The following is a 10,377-nucleotide window of genomic DNA, read 5'->3' as shown; positions in this document are numbered from 1 at the left end:
CCCGGCTCGCCCGGCTGCTTGCCACGGGGCCGGCCCGACGCCGTCCGCGACGACCGCTTCGGCGCCTTCGTGAACGGGCTGTCCGACGACGGCGGACGCGACGACGTCGAACTGTCCGTCCCGAGCCGGCGTTCGAGCTCCGCGACCCGCGCCGCCAACTCCTCGGCCCGCGCGGTCAGCCCCTCGATCAGCGCCGCCTGCCGTTCGATCAGCGCGRCCTGCCCGGCGATGACAGCCACCTGCTCCGCGACCAGACGCTCAAGCTCCTCATAGCTCGGCCGGCCCGCAAACTCCACCCCCGCAACCTAGCCGATCTTGCCCCGCCGCCCGACAACCAGGAGACCGATCACCACACAAGATCCGGAAGACAGCCGCTCAACCGAGCTGAACAGCTACGATCGCCCCGGCTCTGCACGCCTGGCGGAAGGCCCGGCTCGACCGCCGGCCCACCGGCCAACCCGCCTCCGTCGACCTCCGTGAAGTCTTCAACGCGATCCTCTACCTCAACCGGACCGGCGTCCCGTGGAAATACCTGCCCCACGACTTCCCGCCACACGGCACCGTCTACTTCTACTTCGCAGCCTGGCGMGACGAGGGCATTCTTGCCCAGCTCGGCTATGAGCTGACCGGCCTGGCCCGCGCCGCCGAGGGCCGCGAGCCGGAGCCGACCGCGTGCATCCTCGACACCCAGACCGTCAAGACCTCCACCGATGTTCCCCTTGCCAGCCAGGGGATCGACGCCGGCAAGAAGATTGTCGGACGGAAGCGGGGCGTGGTCACCGACACCCTCGGCCTGCTGCTCGCCGTGACCGTCACCGCCGCCCACCTGTCCGACAACGCTCTCGGCATACGCCTGCTCGACCAGGCCAAAAACACCTGGCAGTCCCTGTCGAAAACCTGGGTCGACAAAGGCTTCAAGAACACCGTGGTCGAGCACGGGGCCACCCTCGGTGTCGACGTCGAAGTTGTCTCCAGAAGCACCGGGGCCCGCGGTTTCCACGTCGTGAAACGGCGTTGGGTCGTCGAGCGGACTCTGGGCTGGCTGATGTTCCACCGCCGTCTGGCCCGTGACTATGAGACCCTGCCCGCCAGCTCCGAAGCGATGATCCACATCGCCATGATCGACAACACGGCCAGGCGCGTAACAGGCGAAGCCACACCAACCTGGCGAGACCTTCAATAGAAGAGGAACCACAATCAAGTCAAATCAAACATCCAGTGACTACCGGCTGAGCCTGCTCGGCGCCGAACCCGGAACCGGTCCCGTCGATGCCATGGTCGAACTGGGGTGACGGCCGCCGCAGGACCGCAACCTTTGTCTCCTACCAGGACCTGGCGACAATCCTGACCCGCTGGCAACGCTCGGGCGAGTGCCTCGGCGGCCGGTACTTCTGGGTCTTCGACCAGATCCTCGCCGCGCATACCACCCCTGGCGCCCTCGACCGCATCGTCGCCGATCTCGTCCACACCGGCGACATCGACGACGCCTTCCCCGCCCTGCGCATCACGACAGACGATCTCCTCTGCGACGGGGACCTTCCCGCCGGCTTCTCCTACCCCGCACAGTTCATGCGGCTCGTCGAAGACGGCCCGGCCAGCCTGCAGCCCTGGCACCTCCTGACCGGCAACCTCCTACACGACTSCCACGCCGGCCTCACCGAACGCCGCTCAGACYGGATCCTGGTCCCCTTCGCCCACCGGCAGAACACCGACGACGTCGCCTGCTTCGACATCGAGACCAACCACATCGCCGTTATCCACGAGCACAGCGACCCCCACACCCTCTGTGTCAGTCTCGGGTGAGACACCCGCTGGGTGCGGGTTGGCTACAGGGGGCGTGATCGGAGATCCTTGTGTTTGTATCGACCCATCGCTGGGGACAGCGAGCTGGCCGAGGCGGTCAAGGTCCTTGCCCGCACACATCAGAACCTGATCTGGTCGCGGCAGCGGCAGGCGAACCTGCTGCGCTCGACACTGCGGGAGTTCTACCCGGCCGCGCTGGTCGCGTTCACCGATGAGCTCGCCGGCCGCGACGCCCTGGCCGTGTTGGAGATCGCGCCGACCCCGACCCGAGGGCGGGGACTGTCGATGGCGCGGATCGTCTCCGCGCTGCGCCGCGCCGGCCGCCAGCGCTACCTCGACAAACGGGCCGGGGAGATCCGCGATGCCCTGCGCACCGAACAGCTACAGGCCGCACCGCTGATCGCGGACGCCTACGGCCACACCGTGACCGCCCTCGTCGCCGTCCTCGCGACCCTCGTCGCCCAGATCGAGCAGGTCGAAGGCGAGCTGAGCTCGTGTTTTGACCAGCACCCGGACGCGAAGATCCTGCTCTCCCAGCCAGGACTGGGACCGGTCCTCGCCGCCCGGGTGCTCGCCGAGTTCGGAGACGACCCGACCCGCTACACCGACGCGAAAGCACGCAAGAACTACGCCGGCACCGCCCCGATCACCCGCGCCTCCGGCACGAGACGCGTCATGCTAGCCCGCGTCGCCTGCAACAAACGGCTACGCGACGCCCTCTACCTACAAGCCTTCGCCGCCCTGAACGCCTCGCCCGGCGCGAGGGTCTACTACGACGCCCACCGCGCCCGCGGCGCCACCCACCACAAGGCACTACGCTCCCTCGCGAACCGGCTCGTCGGCGTCCTGCACGGCTGCCTACGCCACCGCGCCTGCTACGACGAAGCCACCGCCTGGCCCAACCAGAACACCGACCTGAAGATCGCCGCTTGACAGTTGGAACCGTGGGATATCTAGCCAGGACCACGGCCCGGGTGGGGCGGGCGGTGGCGCAGCCCGTTACACGGGGCCGACAGGACGTGGTGCCAAGGCCACGATCTCGTCCCGGATCGACCGCAGGCCGCAGGGTCTCAGCGGTGGAGGGTCGTTACGATACGGCGTAGTTCGGGTCGTATGTGTCGTGGTGAGCCCCGTGATGCGAGATGCACAGGGCTCGCCGTACCCGTGGTGGGGCGCCACGGGCGGAGGGGGTTAAGGGTCAGTGACTGACAGCGATGATGTCCCGGGTTGGGACTTCTCATCGGCGGCGGCCGGCGAGGAGATCATCGGTTCTGGTGGTACGTCGGTCGATCTGAAGACCGACGTACCACACTCCGCCCGCCTCTACGACTACTACCTCGGAGGCAAGGACAACTTCCCCGCGGATCGGGAGGCTGCGCAGAAGGTGATCGCCGCGGCGCCGGAAGCGCCGCTGATGGCCCGGGAAAACCGTGGCTTCATGCATCGTGCCGTTGCGCACCTCGCCTCAGAAGTCGGGATCCGTCAGTTCCTGGACGTCGGGACCGGTATTCCGACGCGCCCGAATCTGCACGAGGTGGCCCAGGGAATCGCGCCTGACGTGCGGGTCGTATACGCCGACAATGATCCGATCGTGCTCGTCCACGCCCGCGCTCTGCTGGGTGRCACGCCGCAGGGCCGTACCGCCTACCTTGACGCCGATGTTCGGGATCCGGCGAGCATTCTGGCCTCATCCGAGGTGCGGGACTGCCTGGACCTCACGCAGCCGGTCGCGCTGTGCCTGGTCTCGATCCTGCACTTCATCGCGGACGACGACGATCCCTACGGCATCGTACGTGCGCTGCTCGACGCTCTTGTACCGGGCAGTTACCTGGTTCTCTCGCACGCCACGACCGACACACAGGCACGGGGAGTGTCCGACGTCGTGTCGACCTACGGCCGCTCGTCATCGTCGCTGACCGTCCGCAGCAACAGCCAGATCATGGCCTTCTTCGACGGGCTGCACATGCTTGAGCCCGGCCTGACGCTGGTCCCGGCGTGGCGACCCACCAGCGATCTGCCCAAGGGCCACGAGCTGGTATGGATTGCCGGTGGTGTAGGCCGTCTGCCCTGACCGGCTCCCCGCAGCGTCAGGCCAAGGGTCACGGGGGTTGTGTTTGGCGACCACACCTGTGGCGGCGTTCTGGATAGCAGCGCAGCGCAGCGCCGCGCGCCGAGGTGCGCCGCGCCTCCAAATGCAGAACCCCGAAGCGGGTGCGTACGACCCGACTTGTAACGGTCCGCTCGTGCTCGTCCACGCCCGCGCGTTGCTCGCCAGCAGCCCGGAAGGACGGACCGCCTACCTCAACGCGGACGTCCGTGACGTGAATGTGTGACCTTTTGGTTGAATTCGAGGACATGCACTTGTGGCTGTGAGCACACGACGGGCCATACGCTGCCGCGTCCCACCTGTCTCAACGAGCCGGATTTTCGCGAAGTTGGCGACGCCTTGCGACCGTCCCGGCGAAATATGCGACGAAAAACATAATTTCTACAAGAAGAATACTCCGTGCAAGCGAGTCCTGCGAGTCCGGTCCGAGCGCCCACAGTACCTGTTCGACACCATCGAACACATCATCGAGCAGCGACAGCTTCAACCGGTCACCCGCGCCACCATGTTCGGCACCTCCCGCACCATCGGCTGACCGCGGCGCATCCGGACATGGCTTAGCGACCGAAAGGCCCCCCAGCCACTAGCTCAGTTGGAGCGGCGTCACGGTCGGGGGGCTCAGCTGAGGTCAGCGGAGCGTGCGACGAGTGGTCCAGGCAGGTACTGGGCGATCCCTCAGGAGAAGTCTGCTGCGGTGATGCCGTCGGGATGTCCGAACGGCCACTCCACCAGCTCGATCCGGTAACCGTCCGGGTCGGTGAGCCACGACGTCTTCGGGCCGTGAGGGCCGCCCGGATACTGGATAGGCTCCGGCTCCAGGCCGGCTTCGGCCAGCGTCTTCAGGGTGACAGTCAGCGTGTCGACCTGGATCGCGAGGTGGTCGATTCCGCTGCCCACGTCGACGCGTCCATCGGCGGGACGGTAGACCAGTTCGAGCGAGGCCGCCGGTTCGCCGGGGAACTTGAGGATCACAAGACGGCTCCCGTCACCGACCTCGACCCTGCCCAGTTCGACGTAGCCCAAAGCGGTGTAGAAACCGAGCGAGCGATCCAGATCGGTGACGCGGTAGGCGACGAAGAGCGTCTTCATGCGGCTTCCTCGGGTCGGCGCACTCGGTAGCGGAGGTGCGTGACGTCTCGATCCTCGAGTCGTCGGACGAGGTCGAGTTCGATGTGATCACCACCGAGGTGGTCGAACAGCCGTCGGCCGTCCCCGAGGAGGACTGGCACCAGGTGGATCTCCATCTCGTCCATCTGCCCGGATCGGAGAAGCGCTTGGGCCGCCCCCGCCCCATGGACCATGACCGGCCGGTCTCCGGCGGCGGCGCGAGCCTGACGAGCGCATTCCTCGACGTCAGTGACGAAACACGCGTGGCCGGGTGGCACGTCCCCGTCATCCACCTGGTGGGTCAGGACGAGGATCGGCACGCCGTCGTGATGGTCGCCCTGCCAGCGCCCCGCGAGTTCGAAGGTCCGTCGGCCGGAAATCACCGCGCCGGTCGCCAGCGCTTCACGGTAAACCTCGCCGCTCGGACCGTCGGATTCCCGATCGTCAAGCCAGTCGAAAAGCCGTCCGCCGCCGCGTCCGAGCTCCTGACCTGGCCGATCGTCCGGCCCGGCGATGTAGCCGTCGAGCGACATCGACATGTACAGCCGAATCGGATTGTGCATCCTGGCCCCATCTCTCCTCCATGACACCGGGACCCGCCGCTGCCTGATCCGCCGACGGGGGGCGGGCATGCCACAAAAAAGACCTCAGGCAACCGACAAACTCATCGGCCTGACGCGCCGGCCCACCTGCCCAGAGCGCAATGGCCGTCGCTTAAGTGATCGACTGGCTGTCGGGCTTACTGTGGCCAGCGTCACTCGAAGCCTGTGACCTGGCCTTCTACGCCGGCCGAGTTCCGCGGCCGTGACTTACATCACGACCGGTCGGACCAAAGCTACGGCCATTGGCCCAGAGCGCGCGGGCGGGGAGTTGCAGTCACGATCGTGGATGAGTCGAGGTCGTTCAGGCCGCGTGCCTCTCGAGACGGTTCGACGAGGCGGCCGGGCTCGAAGCGGGCTCCGGCACGGACGACGGCGACGAGGTCGGGTGCGTTCACGGCTCGCCAGCGGGCAAAGGGTGGAGTCAACGATCTTGCGCACCATCGCCAGGGCGGCGGCGCGGGAACCAGCCCCTTTGGTGACCTTGGTCCGCAGCCGGACGACGGATGGACCCCGAACAGCGAGAAGGTTAAAAATCAAGCTAACTTGACGTTCCCGGCAAGTGCGGCGGAGATCGAGTCGAGGAACTCCGCCGCGGCGCCGGTGTCCGGATGGTCGTCGCCCAACACCAGCCGTCTGCGGGTGTAGGTGTCCCGGGCGAGGGTCCGCGCRGCCTGATGATCGCCAAGTTCGATCAGGTAACGGGCAAGACGGGCCGCCGCAGCAAGCGTGTGGTTGTGGTCGTCGCCGTACAGCCACCGCCTACGGGCCAACGTACGTTCGGTCAGGTCACGGGCGGTCCTCAGATCGCCGATGGCGGCCATCGCCACCGCGAAGGTGGTGGGCAGGGCCTGGTGATCGGGAACGTCGTCGCCATACCGCCGCCGGGCGGTAAGCGGACCATCGACGGAGTCTCTGATCAGAAGGGCCTGGCCAAGTTCGGCCCGTGTGCTGGCCAGGCCGGCCGCGCCGCTGGGAAACGACCAGTCATCGCCGACGAGTGCCTGCCATCGTGTCCAGGCGTCCTCCACGAGTGTGCGCGCCTGCTGCGGCTCACCGACCGCGGCGAGCTGAACGGCAAGGTTGGCAGCGGTGGTCAGGGCGTTGGGATGGTCGTCACCAAGCAGCCGGYACCAGCGCTCGAGAAGGTCCTCGGCTAGGGGACGCGCGGCGTGGTGTTCACCGAGCAGTCCAAGTTGGACGAGGAAGTCGACGCCGGAAGCGAGGGTCTCCGGGTGGTCGTCGCCAAGCAGACGCCGACGGCGTGCGTACACGTCCTCGGACAAGGCGCGCGCTTCCTCGTGCTCGCGCAGTGAGTCGCACGCGACGACCAGCAGGCTGGCGACGGTGAGACTGTCCGGATGATCGGGGCCGTGTGTCCTCGACCACCTGGCCAGGGTCGCTCCGGCGAGCGAGTGCGCGKCTCGATGCTGCCCAGTCAAGCAGATGTACCAGATGGTCCGCACGAGCAGGCGGCGGAACCCGTCGGGCTCCACGACACCGAAAGTCACATCCAGATGTCCAGTGACAGCTTTGACATGCGGCGTCAGCCACGCATAGGCGGGCCACGAGTCAAGGTCCTTGGGGTCGCCGAGCCGCGCGGTGCCGAGCAGTCGCATCGCGCCTTCCACCGCCTCCTGGCGTCGCGCGTCGCTGCAGGATGCCCGCAGCAGGGCGTGGACGAGTCGGTGGAGCTGCAGGCCCGAGCCGGAGCGGCGGGCCAGCGCCAGCTCGCTGATTGCCGCGATKTGTAAAGAGGTGGTCACCGGGTCGGCGACCACCAGCATGCCCGCGGCGCCCGGGGTCGCGGCCGTGTTCGTCGTGGCCGGGACGCTGGTGAGAGGGACGAGCTCGGGCGCGAGGAACGCCAGCTTGTCCAGCAGGAGGGCTGCGTCGGGACGGTGGCCGGCGAGGCGGTCACGGGCGGTACTCACCGTGGCCGCGAGGCCTGGGTGGCTGAGTGTCTCGCCGGCCAGGACGGCATGCGGCTGGTCCGCGAGCACCTGCAGGTAGACGTCTGCATCCATCCCCGTCTGGGCGAGGAAGGCGCCTGCCTGGTCCACCGCGAGCGGTAGGTCGCCCAACTCCTCGGCCAGTCTGTCCCGCACGTCCTCGGCCAGATCCTGGACATGACGGCCTAGCAGAAGGCGGGATTCGTCGCGGTCGAACGCCTCGACCTCGACGGTCGAAATGCCGAGGCGGCGTACGCCGGGGTCTCGACACGTCACGATCAGCTGTCCTCTCGGCGGAGGGAGGTAACGGGCCAACACCGCAACGTCGGAGACGTTGTCGAAGACGAGCAGCCAACGGTCACGGCGCCCGAGCTCGGCCAGCACCCGCGCCACCTGGCTCGGCACGTCCGGGGCGGCGATGTCGAGTTCGGCCGCGAGTGCGGCCAGCCCGGCGGCGAAACCGTCCGGGGTCTCGGCATCGACCCACCACACCAGGGAGTGCTCGACACAGTGCCGCCACACGTGCTCAGTCGCGAGCTGGGTCTTGCCGACCCCGCCGAGACCGTGCAGCGCCACATAGCCCGTTGCCGCCCCGCCGCCGACCAGGCGGTCCCGTATCTCGCCAAGCAGCTGTTCTCGACCGGTGAACATCTGGTTCTGCGCCGGCACTGGCCCCCAGACCGGCGGCAGCTGCCCTGGGAACGCCGCCGGTCGCATGAGGTCCGTGGGGCTGGTCCACTCACCAGGAAAGGGCACCGGCCCGGGTCGACGAGCCGCCGCGCCAACTTCCTCAAGAAGTCGGCTCCGGGCCCTCTCCTCTGGCAATCCGGTCAGGTCGATCCGCGACAGCGACCGGTACAGCACCGGAATCTGCTGTTCGTCGCATCGTCTCACGACGACGGGCACCAGGCGCCCACCCCGCTCCTGGCTGTGCGCGAGCAGGGCGCTGCCGGCCAGGACGTTCCACATCTGATTGAAGTAGTCCGGAGTCAGCAGCACGACCACCTGATCGRCATGGGTAATCGCCCGCTCGGTCGCCGCGACCCTGTCGGTGCCCGCGGGCCAGTGCCACAGGTCCAGCTCCACCTGGTAGTTGGCCTGCGTCAGTTCCCAGGCCACCCACTCGGCCCACTGCCGGTCTGCTTCCACGTAGGAGACAAAGAAGTCGAAGCTACCGGGCGGGCGATTCCGCGGCGCGACCTCGACGAACCCCGAACCGCCAGACCCCATGCCCACAAGCATTCCATCTCCGAGTGGCGTGCCCCGACCCGGGCACTCGCCATTGACGGGCCACGCCAAGGCCACTGAATCCCGATCCACCGCCGGTTATGGGATGCCTGAACGCGTAAATGCCCTCCGAGTCGCCCGGGCCCTTCGGGCGGCCGCGCGAGCGCGGAAATTTTGGGGGTGGCTCGTTCGGGTGGTCTGTCCGGGCGGGGTGCGGCGTGGGTGGCGCGGCTCGGGATGATGTTGTCCGAGTCGTCCGCCGATGCCGGTCATTTCCTGCCGCCTCGTTGAGGCCGTCTCTGGGTCTGACTCTGGGGGCCTGATTGTCGGGCTGTGCACTGCGCTTCGAGCGCGCGTTCCAGAGTGGGTTTTCTGCCCTGGCTCCCCGGGCGGCTCGCTGTGTCCCTGTCGGTGGTGCGGAGCGAACCACACCGCGTGCACATAGACGAAACGCATCGTCCCGGCGAACCTGGAGATCGCGTCCGCGGACCCGGTCGGGCGACCCCGCGAAGGCCTCTCGCTCGTGGCGCAACGCAACGACCGGCCGGTGATGCCCAGCGTCCCCGCCCTCGCAAGACGGCGCCTGCATCGTGCTGACCGGGTTGYCTCGGAGCGTGGGTCATGACGCCACTCCACGCCGGCCTGTCGCGTCGGCGCCCTTCTCCAGGGCGGCCCCGGCCCCAGGTGCACAGGGATGCGCAGATCGCGAAACAGTGGATAGCAGCGATCGACATGACTTCGGATTACGCGGCGCCGTCAGAAGCCGGCGGCGTCCAGGACGCGCAGAAACGCGGGACGGCGCCGGTTGCCGGCGCGCAACTTCTGCAGGTAGGTGGCGAAGGCGTCGGGGTCGCCGTGCCGTTCGTAGGCGGCGCGTAGAGGCGGCAGCAGCGCCTGGGCTTTCTGGTAGCGGTGCTTGTCGTAGGAATCGGCGTGCAGGTGGGTCTCGACGAGACGCTCGTAGTGGCCGATGACGTCGCCCGGATGGCCTTCGGCCCGCCGGGCTTCCAGCAGTTCGGTCAGCAGGCTGGGCGTCAGCACGTCGACGTGCGCGTTCCCGATCTGCCACGCCTCGGCGGGCCGCCCTTCGGCCAGCAGCACACGGACGAGAGTCGCCGCCGCGGCCGGCTGGCGGGCGACCCTGGCCCGCAGCGTGTCGACGGCCCAGTCCGCGAGCCCCGACCGGCCCACCCGGGCGCCAGTCTCGACCAGCGCCCGGAAGGTATCGAGCGTGGGATGGCGCTCGAACTCGGCCTGCCGTTCCGCGACCGCCGCCGCACCGTCGTCGAACCGCACAAGCAGCTCGACACAGGCGTCGCGCAGCGCCCCGGCGCTCGGCCGCGTGCCATGCTCCGCGAGACCCCGGCGGGCCCAGTCCAGCGCCTCACGCGGGCCCGCCCCTCCAGCGTCAAGGCTGCTCACGCATCGCCTACGGCGACCGGGTCCCTTCCGGGGCCCACGGGCCCTGACCCCGGAGCCTCTGCGAACCCGCGGGCAGCACACAACGGCAGGCACAGCTGCCTGCCCCTCCCACACGCCGCCGACCCCACGGCGGCCAACCCCCGCACGCCCACAACCAGCC

At 68.3% G+C, this 10,377-nt stretch carries 10 protein-coding genes and 2 pseudogenes; 5 read left to right on the top strand and 7 right to left on the bottom strand.

The genetic code is table 11. The features are described from left to right. On the bottom strand, nucleotides 1-296 hold a 296-nt coding region (locus BL253_RS15065; protein ID WP_420801667.1), incomplete at its 3' end, for a DUF6444 domain-containing protein. A gap of 101 nt (nucleotides 297-397) precedes the next feature. Here BL253_RS15065 and BL253_RS15060 point away from each other — a divergent pair. The 5 genes and pseudogenes from BL253_RS15060 to BL253_RS45365 all read left to right on the top strand — a co-directional run. Next, nucleotides 398-1,183 (top strand): IS5 family transposase, encoded by a 786-nt coding sequence (locus BL253_RS15060; protein WP_076817360.1) that lies wholly within the window; start codon nucleotides 398-400, stop codon nucleotides 1,181-1,183. An 86-nt stretch (nucleotides 1,184-1,269) separates the two neighbouring features. Further along, a complete protein-coding gene (locus BL253_RS15055) occupies nucleotides 1,270-1,803 on the top strand; it encodes a hypothetical protein (protein ID WP_076817359.1) in 534 nt (177 codons plus the stop codon). Nucleotides 1,804-1,857: 54 nt separating this feature from the next. Next, the gene (locus BL253_RS15050) at nucleotides 1,858-2,736 is read left to right on the top strand and encodes a transposase (protein ID WP_241834810.1); all 879 of its coding nucleotides are present in this window, start codon (nucleotides 1,858-1,860) and stop codon (nucleotides 2,734-2,736) included. 328 nt (nucleotides 2,737-3,064) lie between these two features. Next, on the top strand, nucleotides 3,065-3,874 hold the full coding sequence (locus BL253_RS15045; protein ID WP_241834812.1) for an SAM-dependent methyltransferase: 810 nt from the start codon (nucleotides 3,065-3,067) through the stop codon (nucleotides 3,872-3,874). A 154-nt stretch (nucleotides 3,875-4,028) separates the two neighbouring features. Next, nucleotides 4,029-4,124 (top strand): annotated as a pseudogene (locus BL253_RS45365) (SAM-dependent methyltransferase); the annotation flags it as partial. A gap of 90 nt (nucleotides 4,125-4,214) precedes the next feature. Here the strand turns inward: BL253_RS45365 and BL253_RS42270 are convergent. The 6 genes and pseudogenes from BL253_RS42270 to BL253_RS15015 all read right to left on the bottom strand — a co-directional run bounded on the left by BL253_RS42270 (nucleotide 4,215) and on the right by BL253_RS15015 (nucleotide 10,217). Further along, nucleotides 4,215-4,397: a hypothetical protein gene (locus BL253_RS42270; protein ID WP_158230360.1), complete on the bottom strand. Its 183-nt coding sequence runs from the start codon at nucleotides 4,395-4,397 to the stop codon at nucleotides 4,215-4,217. 188 nt (nucleotides 4,398-4,585) lie between these two features. Then, nucleotides 4,586-4,999 (bottom strand): VOC family protein, encoded by a 414-nt coding sequence (locus BL253_RS15035; RefSeq protein WP_076817355.1) that lies wholly within the window; start codon nucleotides 4,997-4,999, stop codon nucleotides 4,586-4,588. Continuing rightward, nucleotides 4,996-5,556 (bottom strand): dihydrofolate reductase family protein, encoded by a 561-nt coding sequence (locus tag BL253_RS15030; RefSeq protein WP_274535208.1) that lies wholly within the window; start codon nucleotides 5,554-5,556, stop codon nucleotides 4,996-4,998. Before BL253_RS15030 ends, BL253_RS15035 begins: the two co-directional genes overlap by 4 nt. 296 nt (nucleotides 5,557-5,852) lie before the next feature. Beyond that, nucleotides 5,853-6,123 (bottom strand): annotated as a pseudogene (locus BL253_RS42910) (hypothetical protein); the annotation flags it as partial. A gap of 29 nt (nucleotides 6,124-6,152) precedes the next feature. Continuing rightward, the gene (gene fxsT, locus BL253_RS15020) at nucleotides 6,153-8,810 is read right to left on the bottom strand and encodes an FxSxx-COOH system tetratricopeptide repeat protein (protein ID WP_081438325.1); all 2,658 of its coding nucleotides are present in this window, start codon (nucleotides 8,808-8,810) and stop codon (nucleotides 6,153-6,155) included. Nucleotides 8,811-9,551: 741 nt separating this feature from the next. Further along, nucleotides 9,552-10,217 (bottom strand): hypothetical protein, encoded by a 666-nt coding sequence (locus BL253_RS15015; RefSeq protein ID WP_076817352.1) that lies wholly within the window; start codon nucleotides 10,215-10,217, stop codon nucleotides 9,552-9,554. Between the last annotated feature and the right edge of the window lie 160 nt (nucleotides 10,218-10,377).

This window comes from Pseudofrankia asymbiotica, from assembly GCF_001983105.1.
Lineage (GTDB): Bacteria > Actinomycetota > Actinomycetes > Frankiales > Frankiaceae > Pseudofrankia > Pseudofrankia asymbiotica.
The sequence above is the reverse complement of the archived record's forward strand: the minus strand, read 5'-3'. Positions and strand labels throughout refer to the sequence as shown.

Bases quoted from the DNA above. Each gene is read 5' to 3' on its own strand.
- BL253_RS15030 (WP_274535208.1), bottom strand. From the start codon at position 5,556: ATGTCGATGTCGCTCGACGGCTACATCGCCGGGCCGGACGATCGGCCA.
- BL253_RS15035 (WP_076817355.1), bottom strand. From the start codon at position 4,999: ATGAAGACGCTCTTCGTCGCCTACCGCGTCACCGATCTGGATCGCTCG.